Origin of the sequence: Saccharothrix sabaoui (genome assembly GCF_051756985.1) — a bacterium.
In the GTDB taxonomy this organism is placed as follows: Bacteria; Actinomycetota; Actinomycetes; order Mycobacteriales; family Pseudonocardiaceae; genus Actinosynnema.
In genome coordinates this window covers 1-24,995 of the sequence record NZ_JBPKJK010000006.1, presented here as the reverse complement: position 1 = coordinate 24,995, position 24,995 = coordinate 1, and the positions used below count along the sequence as shown (strand labels likewise).

Genomic DNA, 24,995 nt, shown 5'->3' with positions numbered 1-24,995 from the left:
CGTCCATGGGCTCGATTCCGTACGCAAAAGGAGTTCCCACACCGGGGTGATGCCCACGCTCGCGCAAACACGTGAACTACCGCCGCACCGGCCGCGCCCGCGTCACCGCCGCCTCACGTGAATGGGTGAGGACGAATGGCCGCACGAAAAGGCGCCCGCCGGCGGACCGCCGACGGGCGCCACAACGGTCACACCGTTATCCGCGGTGCGCGCCCGACCCCTGACGCCCCTGCGCGATGACCCGCAACGCCAATTCGACGCGATTGGTCACACGCAACTTCGTGAACGCGTTGCGCACGTGCGTGCCGATCGTGTTCGGCGACAGCGTCAACCGGCTGGCGATGGCCTTGTTCGTCAACCCGCGCGCCACCAGCCGGGCCACCCGCACCTCCGTCTCCGTGAGGCTGGCCCACTGCTCCGGCGCCGGCGGCGGCACCACCTCGTCCTCCACCGCGACCTCACCACCACCGCCCCGTTCGGCCAAGCGGGCCAGGTACCGCGCCGCCTGCCGGGCCGCCGGCCGCGCGTCGCACGCCACCCACGTGCGCTCCGCCTCCGCCATCAGCTCCCGCGCCCGCGCCCGGTCACCCGCCCGGTGCGCCAGCTCGGCCGCGTCCGCCAGCGCCCGCGCCATCGCGGGCCGCCGCTCGGTCATCCGGTGCAGCTCCGCCGCCGACACCACCTCGGCCAGGTCACCCCTGTCCAGGCCCCGCACGTGGGCCGCCGTCGCCGCCACCCACGGCACCCCCGGGTTGTGGTCGCTCAACTCCTGCGCGGCCCGCACGACCTGCTCCGCCCGCCGCCGGTCACCCCGGCGCCGCACCAACCGCAGCAGCACCGGCGCGATCGGCGACGTCGACGTCGCCTCGAACGTCAACAGGTCGGCCGCCGCCAGGACACCCTCGGCGACCTCCGCCGCCTCGTCCTCCCGACCCGCCGCGCACAACCACAGCACGCGCCGCCACGTCAGCTGCGCCGGGTCCACGTCACGACCGCCCAGCTGCTCCACCTCGCTCAGGTTGGCCTGCGCCGCGGCCAGGTCCCCGCGAGCCGTGCGCACCTCCGCCAACAACCGCAGCGCCTTGCCCAGCAGCGGACCCGCCGCACGCTCCCGCGCCGCCCGCACCGCCGCCTCCGCGTCCACCTCCGCGTCGGGCAGCGCGCCCCGCGCGACCCGCACCCGGGCCCGGTGGTACCGCCACTCCGGCTCCACCCACGGCGTGCCCAACCGCCGCGACTCCCGCTCCACCACCTCCAACGTCGAATCCACCTCGTCGAACCGGTCCAGCGCCACCAGCGGCGGGCACAACCACAACCGCGGGTGCCGACGCCACCCCACCGGCCCGATCCGGTCCGCCTCGCGCACCGCCGCCCGCGTCAGCTCCAACGCCCGGGTGAACTCGCCGTGGTGCAGCGCCACCAACCCCTGCGCGGCCGACCCCAGCATCAACGCCTCACCCCGGCCCAACCCCGTGACCTGGTGCTCCTCCGCCGCCCGCTCGGCCGCCGACGTGTGCCCGATCGCCGCCAACCGGTACGCCTGCACCGCACCCAGCTCGGCCCGGTGCTGCTCGGTCAGGTCCGGCCTGGCCAGCGCGCGACGGGCGTACTCGACCACCGCGTGCTCGTCCCCCCGCGCGTGCGCCGGGTCGGTCAACGCCGCCAACGCGCACACCAGGCGCGTCTCCGCCTCGGCGTCGAGGTCCCGGTGCAGCGCCCGCACCGCGAGGTCCCACGCCTCCCGGCCCCGGTCACCCGCCGCGAGCAGCCGCACCGCCTCCACCGTCACCCCCGCCGCGCTCGGGTGCCCGTCCCCCAGCAGGTCCAGCAGCCGCAGCGCCAGGTCGGCCGCCGCGTCCGGCGCCGTCGCCGCACGCGCCCGCACCACCCGCCGCAACGCCTCCACCACCGCGGGCGACCCACGCCGCCCACCGCGCTCCACGTGGTGCACCACCTCGTCGGGGCTGTGCCCCTCCTCGGCCACCACGTCCGCAGCCTCCCGGTGCAACGCCATCCGCACCGGCTCCGCCAACCCCGCGTACACCACCCCCCGCACCAGGTCGCTGCGGAAACCCAACCCCCGCGGACCCGGCACCAGCACACCCGTCTCGACCGCCTCGCCCGCGGCCGACACCAGCTCGCTGACCGGACGACGGGTCAACCCCGCCACCTCGTGCACCGTGAACGGCCTCCCCAGCACCGCACCCGCCTCCAGCAGCGCGGTGACCGGCTCCGGCAGGTCCACCAGCAACGACCGCACCTCGGCGACCAACCAGTCCGGCAGCGGCAACCCCTCCGCCCCCGCGACCACCTCCGCACGACCCGCGCGCACCCGCACGTGCCCCGCCGCGTGCAACGCCCGCACCACCCGGCGCACCAGGTCCGGGTGCCCGTCGGCCACCGCGGCCAGCCCGAGCACCTCCGCGTCGGCCTCCGCGCCCAACGCCTCCTCGCACAACCGCCGCACACCCTCCTCGGTGAGCCGCTCCGGCGGCACCCGCCGCCCACCCCCCTCCAGCAGCGCGTCCACCACACCCCACACCGGTACCGACGCCAACGGCGGGCGCAAAGACAACAACCACAGCACCGGCGTCGACGCCAACGCCGGCACCAGCACCCGCAGCGCCAACGCGGTGAACTCGTCCGCGTGGTGGAAGTCGTCCAGGCTCACCAGCAGGCCGCACCCGTCCGACAACCGCACCAACCGGGCCCGCAACTGCTCCAACACGGCCATCCGGTCGCCGTCCAGCTCACCCAACCCCGCCTGGCGCGCCCCCAGCGCCACGACCAGCGTCGACAACGGCGCCACCCGGTCCAACCGGGTGGCGCGGCCGTGCACGACCGGCACGCCCCGCGCCGCCGCCTCCGCGCGCACCCGTTCCACGACGGTCCGCCGACCGAGCAGCCCGGACTGCTCGACCACCAGGACCCCGCCCTCCCCCCTCTCCAGCGCGGCGAGCGCCGCCTCGACCGCCTCCGCGGCCCCGTCCCCCGCTAATCGCCTCGTCGGTGGTGGTGTGATCGGCTCGACGCCTTCCTCGAGCACGCGAATTCCTCCTCGCCGTCGCGGACACTCGTGCACGGGCCCCCAGGGCTCGCCGATTGCTCCCCCCGTGGTACCCGCCGGTACACCGCCCGCGGTCCTCCGAACGGCTGCTTCACCCTCCGCGACACTGCTCCGATCCGGTGAATCCACACCCGCGCCCACCACCCCGCGACCGCGCCGCCCACACCCGTTTACAGGCATTTCGCGGATTCACCCGGCAGTCACCCACCACCCACCCGCCGAGCCCTTTGCGTAACCACCGCCCGGAGCGTCAACCCTCGAACCGACTCCTCCCCCCATCCGCCCCCGTTGGAGGGTGCTGTGAAGAAGATCTGGATCTGGGCGTTGTTCGCCGGGGCGTTCGCGGTGTCGTGCACCGAATTCGCGGTAGTCGGCCTGCTGCCCCAGATCGCCCGCGACTTACGGGTTTCCGAAGCCGTCGCGGGACAACTCGTGACGCTCAACGCCGTGGCCTTCGCCATCAGCGCACCCGTGCTGGCCGCGGTCTTCCACCGCGTGGACCGCCGCAAGGTCCTCTTCGGCTGCCTGACCGTCTTCGCGCTCGGGCACCTCACCGCCGGGCTCGCGCCCAACTACCCCGTCCTGCTCGGGTCGCGCATCCTCTCCGGCGCCATGATGGGCCTCTACCTCGGCACCGCCCTCGGCGCCGCCGCCCGCCTCGCCAACGAGGACCGCCGCGCGTCCACCATGGCCACCATCCAGGCCGGCGTCAGCACCGCCACCGCCCTCGGCGTGCCGTTCAGCACCCTGCTCGGCCAGCACATGGGCTGGCGCGTCCCGATGCTCGTCATCGGCGGCATGGCCCTGCTCGCCATGGCCTTCATCGCCACCGCCCTGCCCCCCGTCGGCGCCGACGACGAGGGTCCCGGCCTCGGCGACCGCATGCGCGCCCTGCGCACCCGACCCGTGATCGTCGGCCTCGCCGCCATCACCGTGTTCTGGGGCGCCTCGTTCACCGTCTACACCTACCTCGTGCCGCTGCTGGAGCAGCGCGCGGGCATGAACGGCACCCTCGTCATCATCGTGCTGTTCATCGCCGGCCTCTGCGCCGTCGCCGGCAACATGATCGGCGGCAAGGGCGCCGACCGGAACTCCCGCCTCACCCTGCTGATCACCTCCGGTGTAACCGCCGCCGCCCTGCTCGCCGTCCTCCCCCTCTCCACCGCCGTCGTGCCCGCCATCGTGCTGGTCACCGTCTGGCAGCTCGCCGCCTGGTCCTTCGTGCCCGCCGTGCAGGCCGCGCTGTTCCGGGCCGCCGGCGAAGGCGGCGAACTCGCCGTGTCCTTCGCCGTCTCGGCGTTCAACATCGGCATCGTCGCCGGCGCGGGCTTCGGCGGCATCGCCCTCGACCAGGCCGGGCTGCCCGGCGTCGCCGTCCTCGGCTCCGTCGCCGGCATCGCCGCCCTCGGCCTGGTCTTCCTGCTCACCCGCCACGTCGCCCGCCGCGACACCGCCGAGCCGCGGCACGAGCACCACTCCGCCACCGCCGACCACTGACCACCGACCCCACACCCACACCCGCCAACGGAAGGACCACCATGCGACTGGAATTCGACGCGGTGCTCTTCGACCTCGACGGCACCCTGATCGACTCGACCGCCGCCGTCCGCCGAGCCTGGGAGCGCTGGGCCGAGGAGGAGGGCGTCGACCCCGAACTCCTCGCCGGCACCAAGGGCAAACCCGCCAAGGACATCGTCGCCGCCCTCCTGCCGCCCGAGCGGCACGAGGAGGGCCTCGCCCACTACTCCCACATCGCCACCCACGACCTGGAGGGCGTCGTCGTCCTCCCCGGCGCCGTCGAGGCCATCCACGCCGTCGGCGACCACAAGGCCATCGTCACCTCCTGCACCCGCGACGTCACCGAGGCCCGCACCGCCGCCGCCGACCTCCCCGTCACCGACGTCCTCGTCACCGCCGACGACGTCGACCGCGGCAAACCCGAACCCGTGCCCTACCTCGTCGGCGCCGAGAAGCTCGGCCTCGACCCCCGCCGCTGCCTCGCCGTCGAGGACACCGAACCCGGCCTCGCCGCCGGCCGCGCCGCCGGCTGCACCACCCTCGGCATCGGCCACGACCTCGACGCCGACGTCGTCGTCCCCGACCTCTCCCACGTCCGCTTCGAGGTCGTCGGCGACCGCATCGCGGTCACCGTGCCCGACACAGCGGCGCCCGACACAGCGGCCAGGAGCTGACCCGTGGACGACCACACCCTCGCCCGCAGCCTCGCCGACTCCGCGCGCGACCTCCTGCTCCGCCTGCGCGCCGAACGCACCGACCTGCACGGCACCGACCTGGGCGACGAGGGCGACCGGCTGGCGCACGACCAGCTGGTCGCCGCCCTCGCCCGCCACCGCCCCGGCGACCCCGTCCTCTCCGAAGAGGGCGGCACCGCCCCCGAGGACCGCCGCGCCGGCCGGCTGTGGATCATCGACCCCCTCGACGGCACCCGCGAGTACTGCGACCGCGACCGCGGCGACTGGGCCGTCCACGTCGCCCTCGCCGACGGCGGCACCCTCGTCGCCGGCGCGGTCGCCCTCTCCTCCGGCCGCACCCACGCCACCGACACCCCCACCCCGCTCCCCCCGCCCACCCGACGCACCCGCCCCCGCGTCGTCGTCAGCCGCAGCCACCGACCCGCCCTCGTCGACGCGCTCGCCGACGTCCTCGACGTCGACCTCGTCCCCCTCGGCTCCGCCGGCGTCAAGACCGCCGCCGTGTGCACCGGCGACGCCGACGCCTACGTCCACGCCGGCGGCCAGTACGAGTGGGACAGCGCCGCACCCGCCGCCGTCGCCGCCGCCGCGGGCGCCCACACCTCCCGCATCGACGGCTCACCCCTCGTCTACGGCACCCCCGACGCGAGCATCCCCGACCTGCTCGTCTGCCGCCCCGAACTCGCCACCACCCTGCTGACCGCCCTCTCCACCGCCCGCGACCGCACCGCGGCCTGACGCGGTCAGCGCACGCAGTCACCGCACGGGCGCACCGAGGTGTACCGGGCCTCCAGCTCACGCCGCGTACCGCAGATCCTGATGTGCTCGCCCAACCCCGTCACCGCGCCGATACTGCGGCAGCCGGCCCGGTGCAGCACCATCGTCCCCGGCTCCAACGACCGCTCCGCGTCGATCACGAACTGACCGGGGTTCGCCGAGACCCACCACTCGTAGGCCCCGTTGTCCTCGTTGAACTCCAGCATGCCCCCATGATCCCCGCCCCCGCACGCTTCGGCTTGGGCCGATCGACCGAACCCCACCCCCGACCACCACCCCGGAAAACGCTGGTAGAACACCCCCACCGCTTGTACGTTGACCACGGGATGACGGTGGAGATCGCGTGCGACGAATCCGGCTCCGAGGGCGAGAAGCTCGTCGGCGGGGTCACCGCCGTGTTCACCCACGCCGCCGTCCGCCTCGACCTCGCCACCGCCGAAGCCTGCGTCCGCGAACTGCGCGACCGCATCCGCTCCCCCGCCGAGGAGTACAAGGCCAACCACGTCCTGCGCACCCGCAACCGGACCGCCCTCGTCTGGCTGCTCGGCCCCGACGGCCCCCTCCTCGGCCACGGCCACGTGCAGCTCGTCGACAAGCGCCTCTTCCTCGCCGAACGCGTCACCGCCGCCTACGGCCACCCACCCACCGGCGAACTCGGCCCCTACAACGACGCCCTGCGCGCCCGCGGCCCCCGGGGAGCCCTCGACCCGCTGTTCCCGGCCATCGTGCGCGCCGTCGCCCACTGGGGCGGCGACGTCGACGTGCTGCACGACCACCACCCCTCCCTCACCGCCGCCCGGATCAGGAAGCTCCAGCAGAGCGCACCGGGCCTGCGGCGCCTCACCCTCGTCGACTCCCGCGCCGACGCCCGCGTCCAGGTCGCCGACTTCCTCGCCGGCATCGCCCGCCGCACCGCCGAGGAGGAGCTGCACGGCAGGCGCGACGACGAGGTCATCGCCCTGCTGCGCCCCTACCTCTTCGGCGACCTCCGCCACCCCCGTCCCGAGCAGCACCCGCCGTTCGCCGCCCGATCCGACCCGGTGCGCCCGTCGAGGACTTGTTTCAGTTAACACTGAAGTAACCACGCAAATCGGGACCACTGGTCCGTCCTTTCGGGACGAACGGCGGCATGACGCAGACCACATCCCAGGTTGTTGAAGTTTCAAGTTTTTGGGCGCAGGCTGTCCTCGGAACTTCACCTCCGGAGGTCGGGATGACGAGCACAGCGGTGGACCCGGCGACCCGGCCGAGCAGGCCCGCACCCGCGTCCGTGCGCACCAGGGTCGTCGTGCCCCTGGAGTTCGCCGACGGCTACAGCACCGCGGCCGAGGTGTTCACCTTCACCGGCCTGGCGGACGGCCGCGAGCACCTCGCCCTCGGCCTGGGCGACTGGCGCGCCGCCGTCGACCGCCCCCTCGACGCCCCACTGGTCCGGCCGCACAGCGAGTGCCTGACCGGCGACGTGTTCGGCAGCCTGCGCTGCGACTGCGGCCCCCAGCTGCGCGAGGCGGTCGAGCGGATCGCCGACGCCGGCGGGTTCCTGCTGTACCTGCGGCAGGAGGGGCGCGGCATCGGCCTGTACGCCAAGCTCGACGCCTACGCGCTCCAGGACACCGGCCTGGACACCTACCAGGCCAACACCGCCCTCGGCCGCGGCGAGGACGAGCGGGACTACACCCCGGCCGCCCAGATGCTGCACGCGCTGGGCGTCGACCGGGTCGCGCTGCTGAGCAACAACCCCGACAAGGCGGCCCAGCTCGACGCGCTCGGCGTGCACGTCGCCGAACGGGTCCCGACCGGCGTCCACCTCTCCCCGACCAACGCCCGCTACCTGGCCGCGAAGGTCGCGCACACCCACCACACCCTCGACCTGCCCGTCTCGGGCCGACCGACCCCGGAGCGCACCCCATGACCACGACGACCACGGCGCGCGCGGACGCCCTCGTGCCCGCCTCGCACCCGTTCCGGCAGCACCTCGACCGCGTCGCCCTCGCCCCCGCCGACGCGCACCGGCCGTGGACGCCCGCCGACGGGCCGCTGCCCGCCCTCTACCTCAGCCACGGCGCGCCGCCGCTGTTCGAGGACGGGCCGTGGATGACCGAGCTGCACTCCTGGGCCGGGGACCTGCCCCGGCCCCGCGCCGTGCTCATCGTCAGCGCGCACTGGGAGTCCGCGCCCCTGGCGATCAGCGGCACCGAGGCGGGCACCGGGCTGGTGTACGACTTCGGCGGCTTCGACCCGCTCTACCACCGGATGCGCTACGACACGCCCGACGCCGGCGACCTCGCCCGCCAGGTCGCCTCGCTCCTGCCCGACGCGGTGCACGAGCACCGCGGCCGGGGCCTCGACCACGGCGCCTGGGTGCCGCTCAAGGTCATGTACCCGGAGGCGGACGTCCCGGTGCTCCAGCTCAGCATCCCGACCCACGACCCGTCCCGGCTGCTGGCCCTCGGCGAGCGGCTGCGCCCCCTGCGCGACCACGGCGTGCTGGTCGTCGGCTCCGGGTTCATGACGCACGGCCTGCCGTTCCTCACCCGCGACATGGTCGTCGACAACGCCGTCCCCGGCTGGTCGGCCGACTTCGACGCCTGGGCCGCCGACGCCCTGGCCCGCGGTGACGTCGACGAGCTGGCCGCCTTCCGCGACCGCGCGCCGGGGATGCCCTACGCGCACCCCACGGTCGAGCACTTCACGCCGCTGTTCGTCACCCTCGGCGCCGCCGCCGACCCCGCCGCCCCCGTCACCACCACGATCGAGGGGTACATGATGGGCCTGGCCCGGCGATCGTTCCAGACGTCGTGAGCGGCACCGACCAGGCTCCCCGGTGGCTCACCGGGCCGGAGCTGGACACCTGGATGAGCCTGACCCGGGTGCTGCTCCTGCTGCCCGCCGCCCTCGACCGCCAGCTGCGCCAGGACACGGGCGTCCCGCACGCCTACTACCAGGTGCTGGCGATGCTGAGCGACCAGCCCGACCGGTCCGTGCGCATGACCGACCTGGCCCGGGCCACCGGGACCACGCCGAGCAGGCTGTCCCACGCCGTCGCCGGCCTCGAAGAACGCGGCTGGGTCGAACGCCGGGCGTGCCCGACCGACCGGCGCGGCCAGGTCGCCCGGCTCACCGACACCGGTGCGGCGGTCCTCGACGCCGCGGCCCCGGGCCACGTCGCCGAGGTCCGCCGGCTCGTCTTCGACCACCTCACCGCGCAGGACGTCGCCCGGCTGAAGGCCGTCGCCGACAAGATCGCCGCCGGCCTCAGTCACCCTTGACGTTGACGACCTGCCGCAGCGTGTGGCGCACCTCCACCAGGTCCCGCGCGTCCTGCATCACGACGTCGATGTCCTTGTAGGCGGCCGGGATCTCGTCGATGAACGCGTCCGTGTCGCGGTACTCGATGCCGACCATCGCCTTGCGCAGGTCCTCGCGGTTGAAGGCCCGCCGCGCGGCCGAGCGCGAGTACTCGCGGCCCGCCCCGTGCGGCGAGGAGTTCAGCGCGAGGCGGTTCCCCTTGCCCACCACCACGTACGACGCGGTGCCCATCGAGCCGGGGATCAGGCCGGGCCGGCCCTCCTCGGCGTTGATGGCGCCCTTGCGGGACAGCCACACGCGCTTGCCGAAGTGGGTCTCCTGCTCGGTGTAGTTGTGGTGGCAGTTCGTCGTCTCGGTCCGCTCCACGTCACGGCCGGTCCACTCGGCCACGCACCGCACGAGCCGGTCCATCATCTCCTCGCGGTTGAGCCACGCGAACTCCTGCGCCCAGCGCATCTCCTTCACGTAGCGCCAGAACTCGTCCTCGCCCTCCACCAGGTAGGCCAGGTCCGGGTCGGGCAGGTCGACCCAGCGACGACGGCACTGCTCCTGGGCGATGCGGATGTGCTTCTGCGCGATCTTGTTGCCGACGCCCCGGCTGCCGCTGTGCAGGAACAGCCACACCCGGTCGGTCTCGTCGACCGTGATCTCGATGAAGTGGTTGCCGCTGCCCAGGGTGCCGAGCTGGAGCCGCCAGTTCCCGGCGTACGAGGCGGGGTCGAACCCGGCCTCCTCCGCGCGGGCGCCGAGCACCTCGACGCGCTCGCGCGCCGTGTCGGTGAGGGCGGTGTTGTACTTGCCCGCCGACAGCGGGACGGCCTTCTCCACGGCCTCGCGCAGCGGGGTGAGCGGGCGGGAGCGGAAGTCGTCCCCGGTGAACTGGGTGCGCACCGCGATCATGCCGCAGCCGATGTCGACCCCGACGGCGGCCGGGATGATCGCGCCCAGGGTGGGGATCACGCTGCCGACCGTGGCGCCCTTGCCGAGGTGCGCGTCCGGCATGAGCGCCAGGTGCGGGAAGATGAACGGCATCCGCGCCGTCTTCTCGGCCTGCTCGCGCGTGCCGGGGTCCAGGATGGACGCCCAGTTCATGAGGCGCTTGCTGATCTGCTCCACGGTTCTCCTCTGCTCGATGCTGAAGTTATGCGTCATCGAGCGCGAACGCGACCCGAATACCACCGGTGGCGCGGCAGGACGACGGGCTGGTCGAGGACGGCCGTGAACTCCTCCGCCAGCGGCGGGGCCAGGAGCACCCGACCACCGACCGCTTCGGGCAACCGGACCTCGACCAGCCGCGGCACCGGCTGGTCCAGGGGGCAGGTCCCGGAGTCCCGGCGGTCCTCGGCGACGGCGGCGAGCACGACCGAGGTCGCGGTGTACTCGACGAAGAACCCGAGAGGCGCGTAGCAGGCGAACCGCTCCTGGTAGCGGACGACGAGGCGGTCCGTGCCGTCGACCATCCGCCGCCACGGCATCGGCGCGGCCCGCGCCGGCAGCGGCCCCCGCTTCGCCTCCAGCACGGGCAGGCCGGGCAGGCCGGGCAGCCCGACCCCCGGCTCCGCCGGCGGTGCGGACTCGGTGGCCGCCACGACCGCATCGCCCGCCGAGAGCCCGGCGATCGGTCCCGGCCCCCACACCACTCGCTCGACCCGCGAGTTGACGCACCCGGCCGCCGGCAGCACGAGTGCCGCCAGCGCCCACGCCACGAGCGCCGAACGGGCACGACGACGACCCGCCCGGCCGCCCTTGCCCGACCACGCCCCGTCACCCCGACACGCGCCACCACCTCCGCTCACGCCGTCACCCCACCACGCCCGCCACCCACCACGCCCCGCCATCCCGCCGCGCGCCGCCGCCACTGCTCACGCCGTCGCCCACCGCGCGGTGCCGCCGCTCCCGCACCCCGGGTGATCCGGGGGTTGTTCGCGCCACAGCACCCGCCTCCGTCCGAGCCCCGCCTCCACCTGCTCCCGCCGCTGCGGTCCGCGGTTGGTGGCCGAGCGCTCGGTCACCAACCACTCCACTCCCCCGGCGGCCGACGCACGCCCGTCCCGGCACGCACCTCCGCGAGTCCCCGCCGCGCGGTCATGCCGGACCCACGGTGATCTCCTCCGACACCGCGCGCGACACGCAGGCCATCACCGAGGTCTCGCGCTCGGACTCCTCCAGCACCACGTCGCGGTGGTCGGCCTCGCCCGCCAGGAGGGTCAGCCGGCACGTGCCGCACGTGCCCGCCTCGCACGACGACTCCACCTCGATGCCCTCGCGGCGCAGGGCGGACAGCAGGGATCGGTGGGCCGGGACCTCGACGCGCAGGCCCGTCGGGGCCCACACGGCCTCGAACGGGCCGGTGTAGCCGTCGTCGGGGGCGGTGAACTCCTCGACGTGGACCCGGCTCGGCCGCCAGTGGGCGGTGCGCTCCTGGACCGCGCGGATCAGCGGCAGCGGGCCGCAGCAGTACACGCGGGTGTCGTCGTCCGGCACGGCCAGGTACGGCCACAGGTCGAGCCTGCCCCGCTCCTCGCTGTGGTGCACGATGTCCCCGGCGAACTCCTCCAGGAACGGCGTGTCCGCCGCCGACCGCGACAGGTACAGCACGCGGACCGACGGGTGGCCCTCGGCGCGCAGCCGCGCCACCATCGACCGGATCGGCGTGATGCCGATGCCGCCCGCGATGAACAGGTAGTGGCGGGCGGGGTGCAGCGGGAACCGGTTGCGGGGCGGGGCGACGGCGAGGACGGTGCCCTCGGCGAGGGCGTGCACGCTCACCGACCCGCCGCGCCCGCCGTCCTCCCGGCGCACGCACACCACGTACTCGCGCGGCGCGCTCCCGCCCGGCTCGACGAGGCTGTAGCTGCGCCGGTGCCCGTCCGGCGTGCTCAGCGTGATGTGCGCGCCGGGCTCGTACCCCGGCAGCGCACCGCCCTCTTGGTCCCGCAGCACGACCCGGGCCACCGACGGCGTCAGGGCCGTCCGCGACGCCACCACCAGCTTGAGGTCAGACACCCAACCCACCCCCCACGCTCAGCACGCCGTCGGACAGCACCTCGGCGTAGATGCCCAGTTCCTGGTGACCGTAGGTCCGGTCGAGCAGCCGCAGCACCGGCAGGTCCCGCCGCCCGGACACCGGGTCGACCTCGGTGGCCGCGCACCGGCCCGTCCGGTACCTGCCGATCATCCGCACGCCGCCCAGCGTGAACTCCCGGTCGAGCAGGTCCAGCTCGCCGAACGGCGGCAGCCCGTCCAGCAGCACGTTGGCGCGGAACCGCCGCGGGTCGACCTCCGCCCCGGTCCGCTCGGCGAAGTCGCGCACCGAGGCCAGGTTGAGCAGCGAGACCCAGTGCATGGGCCCGTCGCCTGCGGACGCGACGTCGGTGAACCGCCTGCCCTCCTCCGCGGCGGGCACCGGCAGCACGCCCTCGGGCAGGTCGAGGACCCGCGCGAAGAACGCCAGCAGCTCCTCCCGGTCCTCCTCCAGGTGCGCGGTCAGCACCTCGTGCCCGGCGACGCGGACGGTGAGCTCGCCGGTGCCCACGTCGAGGTGCGTGTGCAGCCCGGCCAGGCGGTGGTCGCTGACCAGCGCGTAGAACTCCGTCTTGCGCAGTCCCTCGCGCAGCCCCGGTCTGTACTTGCCGCCGGGGCGCGCGAGCGCGAACTCCCGGTCGTGCGGGAAGCCCTCGCCGCGGCGCAGCGGGACGTGCGTGAGCGGTTGGGGGCTCAGCCCCTTGATCGGGTAGACGTACAGCTCCGCCACCCGCGCGGTCTCGTGGAGTTCCATGCGCACAACGGTAGATCTTGGGCGGGGCGCCTACGCCTGTACATCCATTCGTGTGAATGTGGTCCGGAACGCCCCTGACCGGGTCGGCGACGCCGCTATCCAGGTCCGCGGGGGAGGTGACGGGGGTGGTCGAACTCCGCCTGCTGGGCGAGGTGGCGGTGCACGTCGACGGGCGTCCGGTGGACCTCGGGCCGGCGCGGCAGCGGTGCGTGTGGGCCGCGCTGGCGGTGGACGTCAACCGCGTGGTGCCGGTCGAGCGGCTGTCTGAGCGGGTGTGGGGCGGGAACCCGCCGCTACGCGCCAGGGCGATCCTGACGACCTACCTGTCGCGCCTGCGCCAGGCGCTGCCGGAGGACGACGCGGTGAGCCTGGCCAGGCGTTCGGGCGGTTACCTGCTGCAGGCGGACGAGTCCGCGGTCGACCTCTGCCGGTTCCGCGAGCTGCGCGCGCTGGCGCGGGCGAGCACCGACGACGACCACCGCGCGGCGGAGCTGCTGACCGGGGCGCTGGGGCTGTGGCGCGGCGAGGCGTTGACCGGCCCGGACAGCGAGTGGGCGGCGGCCGAGCGCGACCGGTTGCGACGGGAACGCCTGGACACCGCCTGCGACCTCGTCGACGCGCGGCTGCGCCTGGGGCACGGCGACGACCTGGTGGCGGAGCTGGTGGCGCGGACCGCCGAGCACCCGCTCGACGAGCGCGTCGCCGCCCAGTACCTGCTCGCCCTGCACCGGGCCGGGCGTTCGGCGGAGGCGCTGGAGCACTTCCGGGTCGTCCGCGAGCGGCTCGCCGACGAGCTGGGCACGGACCCGGGCGCGGCGCTGCGGCACCTGCACCGGCAGGTGCTGGCCGACGACCCGACGTTGGCGGGCCGCCCGGCGCACGTCGCGGGGCGCGGGACCGACCGGGTGGTGGTGCCCCGGCAGCTGCCCGTCCCCCGCACGGCCTTCGTCGGCCGCCGCGACGAGCTGGACCGCCTGGACGGCACGTTCGACGCGGGCGGCACCGTGGTCATCTCGGCCATCGCGGGCGCGGGCGGCATCGGCAAGACCTGGCTGGCGCTGCACTGGGCGAACACCCGGCTGGACCGCTACCCGGACGGCCAGCTGTTCGCCGACCTGCGCGGGTTCAGCCCGGACAGCGCGCCGATGGCCCCGGCCACGGCGCTGCGCGGGTTCCTGTCCACCCTGGGCGTGGAGCCCGGTTCGATCCCGGCCGACCCGCACGCCCAGGCCGCGCTGTTCCGCAGCCTCACCGCGGGCAAGCGGATGCTGGTGGTGCTGGACAACGCGGTCGACACCGACCAGGTCGTCCCGCTGCTGCCCGGCGGCGAGGGGTGCGCGGTCGTGGTGACCAGCCGCAACCGGCTGGCCGGCCTGGTCACCGGGTACGGCGCCCGGCGGCTGGACCTCGACGTGCTGACCGACGCCGAGGCCCGCGACCTGCTGGCGGGTCGGCTCGGCGAGGACCGGGTCGAGGCGGAGCGGGCGGCGGTGGACGAGCTGGTCGGCCTGTGCGGCGGGGTGCCGCTGGCGCTGAGCATCGTCGCGGCGCGCGGTGAGGCGCCGTTGGCCGAGGTCGTCGCCGAGCTGCACGAGTCGGGGCTCGACGGGCTGGACGACGACGACCCGGCGGCGAGCCTGCCCACCGTGCTGTCCTGGTCGTGCCACGCGCTGACCGACGAGCAGGCGACCGCGTTCGGCCTGCTGGCGGTCGCGCCGGGCCCGGACACGAGCCTGGCCGCCGCCGTCAACCTGACCGGCCTGACCCCGGTCCGGACCAGGGCGGTGCTGCGCGGGCTGGAGCAGGCGTCGCTGCTGGAGCGGGACCCGGCCGGCCGGTACCGGATGCACGACCTGGTCCGCCGGTACGCCACCGAGACGGCCCACCGCGACCTCGCCGAGGACGTCCGGGAGGCCGCGCTCCGGCGGGTGGTGGACTTCTACCTGCACACCGCGCACACCGCGGACCGGTTGCTGCGCCCGCACCACGAGCCGTCCGTCAACGGCACGACCGCCGAACCCGACCACCGGCTCGACGGGCTCGCCGACCACACCGCGGCGCTGACCTGGTTCGACGCCGAGCACGCCTGCCTGCGGGCCGCGCAGCGGACCGCCGCCGAATGCGGTGGGCACCGGGCGGCGTGGCACCTCGCCGCGACCCTGACGACCTACTACCGCGGGCAGGGCAGGTTCCGCGACGCGGTCGCGATGTGGCGGGCGGTGCTGGCTTCCGCCGACCAGCTGGACGACCCCGCCGTGCACATCGAGGCGCACCGCAACCTCGGTGCCGCCTACGCGCCCCTGGGGCGGCACGAGGAGGCGCTCGACCACCTGCGGCGCGCCCTGGCGCTGACCGAGCAGACCGGTGACCCGGGAGCCGGGTTCCAGGTCCACCGGGCGCTGTCCAACGCCTGGACCCAGCACGGGGACGACCGCCGCGCGCTCGACCACGCCACGCGCGCGCTGGACGTCTGCCGCGTGCTCGACGACCCGGTGTGGGAGGGCCACCTGCTCAACCAGGTCGGCTGGCTCACCGCCCGGCTCGGCGACCACGAGCGGGCCCGCGAGCACTGCCTGGCCGCGCTGGCGCTGGCCCGCGAGCACCACGACCCCGACTGCCAGGCGACCACCCTGGACAGCCTGGGCTACATCGACCACCACACCGGCCACCACGCGCGGTCGGTGCGGCACTACCGGGAGGCCCTGGCCCTGTTCCACGACCTGGGCGACCTCTACATGGCGGCCGAGACGCTGGACTACCTGGGGCACCCGCACCTGGCGCTCGGCGAGGTCGAGGAGGCGCGCGTGGCGTGGCGGGAGGCGCTGGCGCTGTACCGGGCGCAGCAGCGGGACGAGGCGGCCCGCCGCGTGCGGCGGCGGGTCGACGACCTCGACCGGTCACCGGGCCTGGACCGGTCACCGGACCCGGACCGGCGCTAGCCCTTCACCGGCGCCGCCCCGGTGCCCAGGCGGTCCATCGGGGTCCGGAACGTCTCGCGCGCGGTGAGCGCGGCGACCGCCGAGACGACGCAGCAGGCCAGCACGAACACCGCCACCGGCAGCCACCCGCCACGGCCCGGGCCGGCCGCGGCGGCGGCGATCGTCGGCGAGAAGCCGGCGAAGGCGAACCCGATCTGCGTGCCCAGCGCCATGCCGGACAGGCGCACGCGGGTGCTGAACATCTCGCCGTAGAACGACGGCCACACGCCGTTGGCGGCGCTGTAGACCACGCCCGACATGAGGATGCCGACCGCCATCACGAGGGCGAAGCTCCCCTCGGAGATCGCCCACAGGTAGGCGAACATCAGCAGCCCGCTGCCGAGCGTGCCCGCGATGAACACGGGTTTGCGGCCAACCCGGTCCGACAGCACCGCCCACAGCGGGATCGCGGCCAGCGCCACCACGTTGGCCAGCACGGCCACCCACAGCATCCCGCTGCGCCCCATCCCGACCGTGTTGACCGCGAAGCTCAGCGCCCACACGCCGAAGATCGTGCTGACCACGGCGACGAACGCGGCGAACACCACCCGCAGCACGTCGGCCCAGTGGTCGCGGAGCAGCACGGCGAGCGGGAGCTTGGCCGTGCCGCCCTGGACCTCCTCGCGGCGGAACACGGGCGTCTCGTCGACCGACCGCCTGATCCACAGGCCCACCACCACGACGACGGCGCTGAGCCAGAACGGCACCCGCCAGCCCCACGACAGCAGCTGCTCCTCGGGCAGCGCGGCCACCGGCAGGAAGATCGCGGTGGCCAGGATCTGCCCGGCCTGCGTGCCGCTCAACGTGAAGCTGGTGAAGAAGCCGCGCCGGTGGGCGGGCGCGTGCTCCAGCGTCATCGAGTTCGCCCCGGCCTGCTCGCCGCCCGCGGAGAAGCCCTGCGCGAGGCGCAGCACGACCAGCAGCACGGGTGCCAGCACGCCGGCCGTCGCGTGGTCGGGCAGGCAGCCCACCAGGAACGTCGAGACCCCCATCAGGACGATCGTGAACACCAGCACGGTGCGGCGGCCGAAGCGGTCGCCGACGTGCCCGAGCACCAGCGCGCCGACCGGTCGGGCGAGGTAGCCGACGCCGAACGTGGCCAGCGCGAGCAGCGTGCCCGCGGCGGGTTCGGAGGCGGGGAAGAACACCTTGCCGAACACGAGCGCGGCGGCGGTGCCGTAGATGAAGAAGTCGTAGTACTCCAGCGCGCTGCCGATCCAGGCGGCCAGCGCGGCCTTGGCGGGGCGTGCCTCGACGGCGTCGGGGGGCGGGGTGCGGGTCATCGGGCACTCCTCTGCGGCTGCGTCGTCGCCGCGCAGTGGGGCGGGATGGGGTGGCCAGCAGTATGTACTAACTGGTTAGTACGAGATGGTGGGTGAGCTGCGCCACGCCTGTCAAGCGGTTCGCCGGGACCGGGTCAGCGCGCGGTGAGGTGGTCCACCAGGACGTCGCCGAGCATGCGGCGGTAGTGCTCGCGCCGGGCCGGGTCGAGCATGTCGCGGCGGAAGATCGCGTCGAACGTGTACCGGTTCGCGGTGCGGAACACGCAGAACGAGCTGATCAGCATGTGCACGTCGAGCGGGTCGACGCCGGGGCGGAACACGCCGGCCGCCTCGCCGCGGGCCAGGATGCGGGTCAGCACGCCCAGCACCGGGTCGGCCAGCCCGGAGAGCACCTGCGACGTCGCCAGGTGCTCGGCGCGGTGGATGTTCTCGATGCTGACCAGCCGGATGAACGCCGGGTGCGACTCGTGGTGGTCGAACGTCAGCTCGGCGAGCGCGCGCAGCGCCTCCACCGGGTCGAGGTGGTCGACGTCGACCTGCTGCTCGACGGCCCGGATGGTGGCGTACGCCTGCTCCAGCACGGCGACGTAGAGCTGCTGCTTGCTCCCGAAGTAGTAGTAGATCATCCGCTTGGTGGTGCTGGTGCGCGCGGCGATCTCGTCGACCCGCGCCCCCGCGTAACCGCGGTCGGCGAACTCCTCGGTGGCGATGCGGAGGATCTCCGCCCGCGTCCGCTCCGCGTCGCGCTGCCGTTCGGGCGACGGGTCGGCGGGCTGCGACGCGGTCATGGACTCCCCTTCACCGGCTGACGACCGTCCAACTCTAGGCGGGCGGCGGGTGGCGCGCCTTCCACCCGCGCGGCCCGGCGGGTATAAGTAACTATCTAGTTCATACATTGCGGAGGTGATGGCGGGGTGGGCCACCTGATCGGGTTGATCGGCTCCGGCATAGGGCCGTCGCTCAGCCCCGCGATGCACGAGCGCGAAGCCGACGAGCTGGGCCTGCGCTACCTGTACCGGCGGTGGGACCTCGACGTGCTCGGCGTGCCCGCGCGCGACGTCGGCCGGCTCCTCGACGCCGCGCGGCTCGCGGGCTACGACGGCCTCAACCTCACCCACCCGTGCAAGCAGCTCGTCCTCCCCCACCTCGACGCGCTGTCCCCCGACGCGGAGGCGATCGGCGCGGTCAACACCGTGGTGCTGCGCGACGGCCGGGCGGTCGGCCACAACACCGACTGGTCCGGGTTCGCCCGCAGCCTGCGCCGCGGCCTGCCCGACGCCGCGCTGGGTTCCGCGGTGCTGGTGGGCGCGGGCGGCGCGGGCGCGGCGGTCGGCCACGCGCTGCTCACCCTGGGCGCGGGGCGGGTGGACGTGCTCGACGTCGACCCGGGGCGCGCGGCGGACCTCGCGGCGGCGCTCGCGGACCGGTTCGGCGCGGGCCGGGCCGTCGCGGGCGGCGTCGACGAGCTGGAGGCGCGGCTGCGCGGCGCGGACGGCCTCGTGCACGCCACGCCCACCGGCATGGCCGGGCACCCCGGGCTGCCCGTCCCCGCCGACCTGCTGCGACCCGACCTGTGGGTGGCGGACCTGGTGTACCGCCCGCTGGCCACCGGCCTCGTCCGCGCGGCACGGGCGCGCGGCTGCCGGGTGCTCGACGGCGGCGGCATGGCCGTGTTCCAGGCCGTCGACGCGTTCGCCCTGTTCACCGGCGTCGAACCCGACGCCGACCGGATGACGAGACACTTCACGGAACTGGTGGGGGTGACCGCCGATGTCGGCTGAGCGGACCGCGATCGCGACCGTGTGCCTGTCCGGGACGCTGGAGGAGAAGCTGGACGCCGCCGCGGCCGCGGGCTTCGACGGCGTGGAGCTGTTCGAGAACGACCTGGTCGCGTCCGCGTCGAGCCCGGAGGACGTCCGCGCGCGCTGCGCCGACCTGGGCCTGGCGATCGACCTGTACCAGCCGTTCCGCGACTTCGAGGCGGTGCCCGAGGAGGTGCTGCGAGCCAACCTGCGCCGCGCCGGGCGGAAGTTCGACGTGGTGCGGCGGTTGGGCGCGGACACCGTGCTGGTGTGCTCGTCGGTGTCGCCGCACGCCGTGGACGACGACGGCCTGGCCGCCGACCAGCTGCGCCGGCTGGCCGACCTGGCCGCCGAGCACGGGGTTCGGGTCGCCTACGAGGCGTTGGCGTGGGGCCGGTTCGTGCGCACCTACCAGCACTCGTGGGAGGTCGTGCGGCGCGCCGACCACCCGGCGCTCGGCGTGTGCCTCGACAGCTTCCACGTCCTGTCGGTCGGCTCGGACCCGGCGGGCATCCGCGACATCCCGGGCGAGAAGCTGTTCTTCCTGCAACTGGCCGACGCGCTGGACCTCGGCATGGAGGTGCTGCCGTGGAGCAGGCACCACCGGCTGTTCCCCGGGCAGGGCTCGTTCGACCTCACCGCGTTCCTCGGGCACGTGCGGGCCGCCGGGTACACCGGCCCGCTGTCGCTGGAGGTGTTCAACGACGTGTTCCGGCAGTCCGACCCGGCGCGGACGGCCGTGGACGCCGTGCGCTCGCTGCGCCACCTGGTCGACCCGACCGCTCCCCCGCTGCTCGGCCACGCGTTCACCGAGATCTCGGCGGACGGCGAGGCCGGGCCGCGGCTGGCGGGCGCGCTGGCCGCCATGGGGTTCGCGCACACCGGGCAGCACCGCTCCAAGCCCGTGCAGCTGTGGCAGCAGGGGCGGGCGCGGGTCGTGGTGAACTCGGCGGTGACCGGGCCGGGCGCGTCGGTGAGCGGGATCGGGCTGGTCAGCACCGACCCGGTGGCGTCGGCGGCGCACGCGGAGGCGTTGCACGCGCCCGTGCTGCCCCGTGCCCGCGGTGAGGGTGAGGCCGACCTGCCGTCGGTGAGCGCCCCCGACGGCACCTCCGTGCTGTTCTGCGACGCGGGGGCCGGGTGGCTGGCGGACTTCCTGCCGACCGGGGCGACGGCGGTGGACGACCACCTCACGGGCGTGGACCACGTGGCGCTGACGCAGCCGTTCGACCGGTTCGACGAGGCCACCCTGTTCCACCGCGCCGTGCTGGGCGTGGACATCGACCGCTCGACGGAGTACGCCGCGCCGTACGGCCTGGTGCGCAGCCGCGTGATGTCCACTTCGGACGGCACGGCGCGGGTCGTGCTGTCGTCGTCGCTGCTGCGCCGGGGCGACTGGGCGCCCGGCGTGCCCGACCCGCAGTGCGTGGCGTTCTCGACGGACGACGTGTTCGCCGCCGCGGCGGCGTTGCGGCGCGAGGGGGTCGTCGTGCCGACCTACCCGGACAACTACTACGAGGACCTCGACGCGCGGCTCGGGGTGGGGCCGGAGCTGGTGGCGCGGATGCGGGAGCACGGCGTGCTGCACGACCGCGACGAGCACGGCGACTGCTACCTGCTGTGCACCGAGGTGTTCGGCGGTCGGGTGTTCTTCGCGGTCGTGCAGCGGGTCGGCGGGTACGCGGCGTGCGGTGAGGCGGTGGCCCCGGTCCGGATGGCCGCGCACCGCAGGCTCAGGCTGGCCGCGACCAGCGCATCCGACGCCTGAACGTAGAACTCAGGGGTCCTGGGCGTTGGACTCTCGGGGTCTGGACGTTGGACTCTCGGGTCGGGAACGCATGACACGCGGGGTGGGAGGGCATGACACGCGGGGTGGGAGGGCATGACTCGCGGTCAGGTGGGGAGGTCGGGGAACGGGGAGCGGACGCGGGCGGCCAGGTAGTCCGCGCCCGTGGTGCCGCCGGTGCCGCGGTGGGCGCCCACCAGGCGGTGCACGCACTCCAGGTGGGCGGTCTTCCAGCGCCGGTAGCAGGCGGCGATGTCGTGCAGGGCGTCGACCACCTGGCGGTAGGCGGGGTCGCGGCGGCACGCTTCGGCGAGGGTGGTGCCGGCGGTGGCGGCGTGCAGGGCCTCCAGGACCGGCGCCGGGCCCCGGCCGAAGCCCAGCGCGCGCTCCACGTCGGCGAACTGCTCGGACTGCGCGCCGCTGGCCGTGCCCAGGTAGGGGCGGAAGCGGGCGAAGCAGTCGGCGGGCAGCCGGTCCAGCACGTCGATGTGCGAGCGCAGCAGGTCGAACACGCGGCCGACGCGCAGCAGGTGCTCGGCGGCCAGGCGCGGCCGGGCGGCGCGCAGCGCGTCGACCCCCAGGTCCAGGTCGAGCAGGAGCTGCCGCAGCCACAGCTCGCTGGTCTGGTGCACGACGATGAAGAAGTGCTCCGCCAGGCGCACCCGGTCGGTCTCCCGGCCCGCGACCCTGGGCCGCTGCAACGACAGCAGCGCGTCCAGCTCCAGGTACCGCCGGTAGTCCAGGTCCTCGTCGACGACGGGGTTCATCGCTGGTCCCTTCAGGAGGAGGTGGCGGGCAGCAGGCGGTGTCTCGCGAAGACCTCCTCCGCGCCCGGCACGTCGAGCACGCCGGCCGAGCGGAACACCCGCACGGTGGCGCGGCAGATGTGCGCGACCCGGTCGGCCCCGGCGTCACCGCCGTAGGTGTCGGCCACGACGCCGCGCGCCGCGTCCCGGCTCAGCCCCGCCAGCTCCAGCGAGCCCACGATCGGCGCCACGTCCCAGTTCAGGCACGCCAGCACCAGTTCGGGCAGCGCGTGGGCGACCGGTCCGCGCAGCCCCGGGTCGAGCTGCGCCCACAGCCGGTGGAAGAAGTCCGCGAAGAACCGGTGGTGGTGCCCCTCGTCCTTGGCGTGGTCACGGGTCAGGTCGCGCACCACGGTGAGCACGGTCGGGTCGTTGGGGATCTCGTTGAGCACCGCCGTCACCAGCGTCTCGAACACCACGGCCTGCAGCAGCGGCACGAGCGCGGGCGAGTCCGGCAGCAGCCGGGCGGCGGCCGACTCCAGGGCGTCCACGAACCCGCCGTAGTCGACGTCCGGCACGGGGACGCCGGTCTCCGCGGCGATCTGCTGCGCCAGGTCGAGGCTGTAGAGGGAGTGGTAGCCCTCGTCGCAGTAGACCTTGAACGCGTCCAGCTTCGCCGAGCCGGGCAGGTCCACGCCCGAGCGCCCGTTGGCGATCAGCTCGGACGCCCGGTTCACCACCCGGGTCTCCAGGTGCGCGGTGGAGAGCAGGAACTGGTACAGGTGGCGGATCGTCACGTCGCGCCGCGCCCGGTCGGGCAGCGCCAGCACGGCCTCGTGCCCCAGCACCGGCACCTGGTCGGCCGGGTAGAACACCTTGCCCTGGTCGGTCTCGTCGTGGAACAGCCTGCGCGGCCCGGACCGCACCCCGGACGTCTCGTACCAGCCGCGGAACGCCTCGCTCACCGGTCGCCCCCCGCGGGTGCGGTGACCTCGGCGAGCCGGTCGACGCCGACGGCGACCAGCCCGGGTTCCACGGCGTGGCACAGCCGGAACCAGCCCGGTTCGGGCGAGGCGAACGCGCCGCCGGGCAGGACGTTGACGCGGCCCGCGTCCAGGACGTGCCGCCACAGCCGCCGCTCGGCGGCGAAGTCCGGCGCGGCCAGGCGCTCGCGCAGGTCGAGCCACACGCTGAACCCGGCGGTGGCCGGCAGGTGCGGGACGCCGCGCTCGTCGAGCCTGGCCGCCACGTGCGCGTAGGACCGCAGCAGCCGCCGCTGGTTCTCGGCCAGCAGCAGGTCGACGCGCGCCCGGTCGGCCAGCAGGTCCACCAGCAGCGCCTGCGTGTCGGTGGACACGGTCGCGAAGTAGGCCAGCGCGCGGGCGGCGGCGCGGGTCGGTCCCGACGTGCGCAGGACGCCCACCTTGAGCCCGGAGAGCCCGAAGTCCTTGGCGAACCCCCAGACGACGTGCACGCGGTCCGGGTCGGCCTCGGGCACCGCGCCCAGCACGTCCGGGTCGAGCACGCCGGTGAACCCCTCCGGGCCGAACGCCGAGTGCGCGTACACCTCGTCGGAGATCAGGTCGAGGTCGTGCTCGGCGGCGACCCGCAGCAGGTCGCGCAGCACCTCGGCGGGGTGCGTGGTGCCGTGCGGGTTCGCGGGCGAGGTGATGGCCACCGCCCGCACCGGCACGCCGTCGGCGCGCAGGGACACCGCCGCGCGGGCGACCGCGTCCGGGTCGAGGGCGAAGCCGTCACCGGGCGGCACGGGCACCAGCCGGGCGCCGGAGCGGCCGGTCAGGTCCGTGTCGAACGCCGAGTAGTACGGCGTGGGCACCAGCACGACGTCGCCCGGGTCGCACAGGACGGTGGCCGCGACGTCCAGCGCGGCGGTCGCGCCGGCGACCACGACCAGGTCCTCCGGGTCGACGGCGGTGCGCCAGGTGCGGCCGAGCAGGGCGGCGACGGCCTCGCGCAGGGCGGGCGCGCCGTGCGGCGGGCCGTAGTGCGAGTCCGCGGCGCGTCGGGGGCGCACCCCGGACAGCACCGGGCCGACGAGGTCCCACAGCAGGTGGTTCTCGGCGGTGCCCAGGTTGACGTAGCCGCGCGGGTTGTCGACCGGGTGGAAGGGGTCGGCCTCGGCCGCGAAGTGCGCGGCGGCGATCACCGGGACGTCGGCGGCGAGCCGGGCGGCGGTGCGCGACACCATCAGGCCACGCCCTGCGGCTGCGGGTGACCGCCCAGCAGGGCGGGGTGCACGCCCAGGCCCATCGAGGCGTCGATGACCGCGCCGTGCAGCAGTTCGGCCGCGGGCAGGGTCAGCCAGTGGACCAGCTCGGCGACCTCGTCGGCCTCGATCAGCCTGCCGCCCGGCAGCCCGGCGACCAGGCCCGACCGCGCGTGGTCGTCCAGGGCGGACAGGGTGCTGGCGCGGAACATCGTGGTGTCCACCGCGCCGGGGCAGACCGCGATCACGCGCACCGGCTCGTGCGCCAGCTCCGCGGCCAGGTGCCGGGTCATGTAGGCCAGGGCGGCCTTGCTCATGCCGTCGGCGACGTGGAAGTCGGGGAACAACGCCACCCCGCCGCCCACGCTCGACACGTTGACCACGACACCGCCGCGCCGGCGCATGTCGGGCAGCAGCTGCTGGACCAGCCACAGCGGTCCGACGCAGTTGATGCGCAGGAACGCCTCCGCGCGCTCCGCGTCACCGCCCTCGACCTGCCACTCGACGGTGCGCGAGCCCACGGCGGCGTTGTTGACGAGGACGTCCACCGGCCCGGGCAGCGCCGATAACAGCCGTTCGTGCGAGGGCCGGTCGCCCTGGTCGAACGGGAACGCGGCGACGTCGGCCCCGTCGTGCTCGGCGACGATCTTCTCGGCCCGTTCGCGGCCGGAGCGGTAGGTGAACCACACCCGGTCGCCCGCGGCGGCGAACCGCGCGACCGCGGCGCGGCCGATGCCGTCGGACCCTCCTGTGATCAGCACTGTGCGCATGGGCGAAGTCCTCTCCGGGTGGCGCGCCGCGCGGGACGGCGGTGGTGGTGGGCGCGCGGCACGTCGTGATCTTGCTGACCCCGCCGCCGGCGCGCCAACACCGCGGTGCCGCGGTGGACGGTCGCGGGTGGACCGGCCCGTCCCCGGATAACCGCCGGTCGCCGCGGGTAAGCGCGGTGGCCGGACGGCGGCGCGAGACCCTTCGGTGAGCCGAAGAACCGAACGGGCGCACCGGACGGGGCCGAGCGGACGGCGAAGG

At 74.7% G+C, this 24,995-nt stretch carries 23 protein-coding genes; 10 read left to right on the top strand and 13 right to left on the bottom strand.

What is annotated here, in order from left to right:
• Positions 1–196 precede the first annotated feature (196 nt).
• Positions 197–3,046: a helix-turn-helix transcriptional regulator gene (locus tag ACR807_RS03320; protein ID WP_438919681.1), complete on the bottom strand. Its 2,850-nt coding sequence runs from the start codon at positions 3,044–3,046 to the stop codon at positions 197–199.
• Between the two features lie 321 nt (positions 3,047–3,367).
• Here ACR807_RS03320 and ACR807_RS03315 point away from each other — a divergent pair, with 321 nt between their 5' ends.
• From ACR807_RS03315 to ACR807_RS03305, 3 genes are read left to right on the top strand one after another with little or no spacing between them, the layout of a single operon-like run.
• Positions 3,368–4,564 carry an MFS transporter gene (locus ACR807_RS03315; RefSeq protein ID WP_438919680.1) on the top strand — a complete coding sequence of 399 codons (1,197 nt, stop codon included), beginning with the start codon at positions 3,368–3,370 and terminating at the stop codon, positions 4,562–4,564.
• Positions 4,565–4,605: 41 nt separating this feature from the next.
• On the top strand, positions 4,606–5,259 hold the full coding sequence (locus ACR807_RS03310) for an HAD-IA family hydrolase (RefSeq protein ID WP_438919679.1): 654 nt from the start codon (positions 4,606–4,608) through the stop codon (positions 5,257–5,259).
• Positions 5,260–5,262: 3 nt separating this feature from the next.
• Positions 5,263–6,018 carry an inositol monophosphatase family protein gene (locus ACR807_RS03305; protein WP_438919678.1) on the top strand — a complete coding sequence of 252 codons (756 nt, stop codon included), beginning with the start codon at positions 5,263–5,265 and terminating at the stop codon, positions 6,016–6,018.
• Positions 6,019–6,023: 5 nt separating this feature from the next.
• Here ACR807_RS03305 and ACR807_RS03300 read toward each other — a convergent pair whose 3' ends face one another.
• Positions 6,024–6,263 (bottom strand): hypothetical protein, encoded by a 240-nt coding sequence (locus ACR807_RS03300; protein ID WP_438919677.1) that lies wholly within the window; start codon positions 6,261–6,263, stop codon positions 6,024–6,026.
• Between the two features lie 120 nt (positions 6,264–6,383).
• Between ACR807_RS03300 and ACR807_RS03295 the strand changes: the two genes are divergently transcribed.
• The 4 genes from ACR807_RS03295 to ACR807_RS03280 all read left to right on the top strand — a co-directional run bounded on the left by ACR807_RS03295 (position 6,384) and on the right by ACR807_RS03280 (position 9,326).
• Complete coding sequence (locus ACR807_RS03295; protein ID WP_438919676.1) at positions 6,384–7,127, top strand: DUF3800 domain-containing protein; 744 nt, start codon at positions 6,384–6,386, stop codon at positions 7,125–7,127.
• Between the two features lie 143 nt (positions 7,128–7,270).
• Positions 7,271–7,969 carry a GTP cyclohydrolase II gene (locus ACR807_RS03290; RefSeq protein ID WP_438919675.1) on the top strand — a complete coding sequence of 233 codons (699 nt, stop codon included), beginning with the start codon at positions 7,271–7,273 and terminating at the stop codon, positions 7,967–7,969.
• Positions 7,966–8,859: a dioxygenase family protein gene (locus ACR807_RS03285; protein WP_438919674.1), complete on the top strand. Its 894-nt coding sequence runs from the start codon at positions 7,966–7,968 to the stop codon at positions 8,857–8,859. Before ACR807_RS03290 ends, ACR807_RS03285 begins: the two co-directional genes overlap by 4 nt.
• Positions 8,856–9,326, top strand: a complete 471-nt coding sequence (locus ACR807_RS03280; protein ID WP_438919673.1) for a MarR family winged helix-turn-helix transcriptional regulator — start codon at positions 8,856–8,858, stop codon at positions 9,324–9,326. Before ACR807_RS03285 ends, ACR807_RS03280 begins: the two co-directional genes overlap by 4 nt.
• On the opposite strand, the gene ACR807_RS03275 is transcribed toward ACR807_RS03280, so the two are convergent.
• The 5 genes from ACR807_RS03275 to ACR807_RS03255 all read right to left on the bottom strand — a co-directional run bounded on the left by ACR807_RS03275 (position 9,313) and on the right by ACR807_RS03255 (position 13,144).
• The gene (locus ACR807_RS03275; RefSeq protein ID WP_438919672.1) at positions 9,313–10,482 is read right to left on the bottom strand and encodes an RtcB family protein; all 1,170 of its coding nucleotides are present in this window, start codon (positions 10,480–10,482) and stop codon (positions 9,313–9,315) included. The two genes, ACR807_RS03280 and ACR807_RS03275, sit on opposite strands and share 14 nt — an antisense overlap.
• A gap of 32 nt (positions 10,483–10,514) precedes the next feature.
• Positions 10,515–11,162: a hypothetical protein gene (locus tag ACR807_RS03270; protein ID WP_438919671.1), complete on the bottom strand. Its 648-nt coding sequence runs from the start codon at positions 11,160–11,162 to the stop codon at positions 10,515–10,517.
• Between the two features lie 66 nt (positions 11,163–11,228).
• Positions 11,229–11,378 (bottom strand): hypothetical protein, encoded by a 150-nt coding sequence (locus tag ACR807_RS03265; RefSeq protein ID WP_438919670.1) that lies wholly within the window; start codon positions 11,376–11,378, stop codon positions 11,229–11,231.
• 73 nt (positions 11,379–11,451) lie between these two features.
• On the bottom strand, positions 11,452–12,372 hold the full coding sequence (locus ACR807_RS03260) for a PDR/VanB family oxidoreductase (protein WP_438919669.1): 921 nt from the start codon (positions 12,370–12,372) through the stop codon (positions 11,452–11,454).
• Positions 12,365–13,144 carry an MOSC domain-containing protein gene (locus ACR807_RS03255; protein ID WP_438919668.1) on the bottom strand — a complete coding sequence of 260 codons (780 nt, stop codon included), beginning with the start codon at positions 13,142–13,144 and terminating at the stop codon, positions 12,365–12,367. The genes ACR807_RS03260 and ACR807_RS03255 overlap by 8 nt, the downstream gene beginning before the upstream one ends.
• A gap of 125 nt (positions 13,145–13,269) precedes the next feature.
• On the opposite strand from ACR807_RS03255, the gene ACR807_RS03250 reads away from it, so the two are divergent.
• Positions 13,270–16,083 (top strand): AfsR/SARP family transcriptional regulator, encoded by a 2,814-nt coding sequence (locus ACR807_RS03250; RefSeq protein WP_438919667.1) that lies wholly within the window; start codon positions 13,270–13,272, stop codon positions 16,081–16,083.
• On the opposite strand, the gene ACR807_RS03245 is transcribed toward ACR807_RS03250, so the two are convergent.
• Positions 16,080–17,405: an MFS transporter gene (locus ACR807_RS03245; RefSeq protein ID WP_438919666.1), complete on the bottom strand. Its 1,326-nt coding sequence runs from the start codon at positions 17,403–17,405 to the stop codon at positions 16,080–16,082. The genes ACR807_RS03250 and ACR807_RS03245 overlap by 4 nt on opposite strands.
• Before the next feature lie 134 nt (positions 17,406–17,539).
• On the bottom strand, positions 17,540–18,193 hold the full coding sequence (locus ACR807_RS03240; RefSeq protein WP_438919665.1) for a TetR/AcrR family transcriptional regulator: 654 nt from the start codon (positions 18,191–18,193) through the stop codon (positions 17,540–17,542).
• A gap of 126 nt (positions 18,194–18,319) precedes the next feature.
• Here ACR807_RS03240 and ACR807_RS03235 point away from each other — a divergent pair, with 126 nt between their 5' ends.
• Together ACR807_RS03235 and ACR807_RS03230 are read left to right on the top strand one after the other, a co-directional pair.
• Positions 18,320–19,186 carry a shikimate dehydrogenase gene (locus ACR807_RS03235; protein WP_438919664.1) on the top strand — a complete coding sequence of 289 codons (867 nt, stop codon included), beginning with the start codon at positions 18,320–18,322 and terminating at the stop codon, positions 19,184–19,186.
• Positions 19,176–20,975: a bifunctional sugar phosphate isomerase/epimerase/4-hydroxyphenylpyruvate dioxygenase family protein gene (locus ACR807_RS03230; RefSeq protein ID WP_438919663.1), complete on the top strand. Its 1,800-nt coding sequence runs from the start codon at positions 19,176–19,178 to the stop codon at positions 20,973–20,975. Before ACR807_RS03235 ends, ACR807_RS03230 begins: the two co-directional genes overlap by 11 nt.
• Before the next feature lie 125 nt (positions 20,976–21,100).
• On the opposite strand, the gene ACR807_RS03225 is transcribed toward ACR807_RS03230, so the two are convergent.
• The 4 genes from ACR807_RS03225 to ACR807_RS03210 are packed head-to-tail and all read right to left on the bottom strand — an operon-like array spanning position 21,101 to position 24,736.
• Positions 21,101–21,760: a tryptophan 2,3-dioxygenase family protein gene (locus ACR807_RS03225; RefSeq protein WP_438919662.1), complete on the bottom strand. Its 660-nt coding sequence runs from the start codon at positions 21,758–21,760 to the stop codon at positions 21,101–21,103.
• Positions 21,761–21,771: 11 nt separating this feature from the next.
• Positions 21,772–22,704 (bottom strand): diiron oxygenase, encoded by a 933-nt coding sequence (locus tag ACR807_RS03220; protein ID WP_438919661.1) that lies wholly within the window; start codon positions 22,702–22,704, stop codon positions 21,772–21,774.
• Positions 22,701–23,948 (bottom strand): aminotransferase class I/II-fold pyridoxal phosphate-dependent enzyme, encoded by a 1,248-nt coding sequence (locus tag ACR807_RS03215; RefSeq protein WP_438919660.1) that lies wholly within the window; start codon positions 23,946–23,948, stop codon positions 22,701–22,703. Before ACR807_RS03215 ends, ACR807_RS03220 begins: the two co-directional genes overlap by 4 nt.
• Positions 23,948–24,736 carry an SDR family oxidoreductase gene (locus ACR807_RS03210; protein ID WP_438919659.1) on the bottom strand — a complete coding sequence of 263 codons (789 nt, stop codon included), beginning with the start codon at positions 24,734–24,736 and terminating at the stop codon, positions 23,948–23,950. The genes ACR807_RS03215 and ACR807_RS03210 overlap by 1 nt, the downstream gene beginning before the upstream one ends.
• Positions 24,737–24,995 lie beyond the last annotated feature (259 nt).

What these genes read in the sequence shown, in the direction of transcription:
- ACR807_RS03290 (WP_438919675.1), top strand. Translation starts at nt 7,271, where the DNA reads ATGACGAGCACAGCGGTGGACCCGGCGACCCGGCCGAGCAGGCCCGCA.
- ACR807_RS03300 (WP_438919677.1), bottom strand. Translation starts at nt 6,263, where the DNA reads ATGCTGGAGTTCAACGAGGACAACGGGGCCTACGAGTGGTGGGTCTCG.
- ACR807_RS03310 (WP_438919679.1), top strand. Translation starts at nt 4,606, where the DNA reads ATGCGACTGGAATTCGACGCGGTGCTCTTCGACCTCGACGGCACCCTG.
- ACR807_RS03245 (WP_438919666.1), bottom strand. Translation starts at nt 17,405, where the DNA reads ATGACCCGCACCCCGCCCCCCGACGCCGTCGAGGCACGCCCCGCCAAG.
- ACR807_RS03210 (WP_438919659.1), bottom strand. Translation starts at nt 24,736, where the DNA reads ATGCGCACAGTGCTGATCACAGGAGGGTCCGACGGCATCGGCCGCGCC.
- ACR807_RS03230 (WP_438919663.1), top strand. Translation starts at nt 19,176, where the DNA reads ATGTCGGCTGAGCGGACCGCGATCGCGACCGTGTGCCTGTCCGGGACG.
- ACR807_RS03240 (WP_438919665.1), bottom strand. Translation starts at nt 18,193, where the DNA reads ATGACCGCGTCGCAGCCCGCCGACCCGTCGCCCGAACGGCAGCGCGAC.
- ACR807_RS03295 (WP_438919676.1), top strand. Translation starts at nt 6,384, where the DNA reads ATGACGGTGGAGATCGCGTGCGACGAATCCGGCTCCGAGGGCGAGAAG.
- ACR807_RS03285 (WP_438919674.1), top strand. Translation starts at nt 7,966, where the DNA reads ATGACCACGACGACCACGGCGCGCGCGGACGCCCTCGTGCCCGCCTCG.
- ACR807_RS03255 (WP_438919668.1), bottom strand. Translation starts at nt 13,144, where the DNA reads ATGGAACTCCACGAGACCGCGCGGGTGGCGGAGCTGTACGTCTACCCG.
- ACR807_RS03225 (WP_438919662.1), bottom strand. Translation starts at nt 21,760, where the DNA reads ATGAACCCCGTCGTCGACGAGGACCTGGACTACCGGCGGTACCTGGAG.
- ACR807_RS03215 (WP_438919660.1), bottom strand. Translation starts at nt 23,948, where the DNA reads ATGGTGTCGCGCACCGCCGCCCGGCTCGCCGCCGACGTCCCGGTGATC.